The organism is Pseudomonas juntendi, from assembly GCF_009932375.1.
Lineage (GTDB): Bacteria > Pseudomonadota > Gammaproteobacteria > Pseudomonadales > Pseudomonadaceae > Aquipseudomonas > Aquipseudomonas juntendi.
The window spans coordinates 1-245 of sequence record NZ_BLJG01000495.1; the positions used below are offsets into that span (position 1 = coordinate 1).

1 pseudogene is annotated in these 245 nt (G+C 64.1%); it reads right to left on the minus strand.

Annotated elements, in window-relative coordinates:
- Window positions 1-245 (minus strand): annotated as a pseudogene (locus GYA94_RS26915) (GGDEF domain-containing protein); the annotation flags it as partial.

The following is a 245-nucleotide window of genomic DNA, read 5'->3' on the forward strand; positions in this document are numbered from 1 at the left end:
GATGGCCAGGTAACCCACCCATAAACCCTGGTCGTCCAGCATGGCGGTCACCAGCATGTTGGCTACCAGTTGGCTGCCGTCGGCGCGTACCAAGGTCCACTCACCTGGCTCGGCGCCCTGTTCGTATACGGTTTCGGCAAACAGTGCATGGCCCCCCGCAATGGCGCGGCCAAAGCGCAAACTCAAGGCATGGGCACGCTGGCTCAGCTCCTCGGCCAGCACCAGTTGCTCAAGGCGCAGGCGGC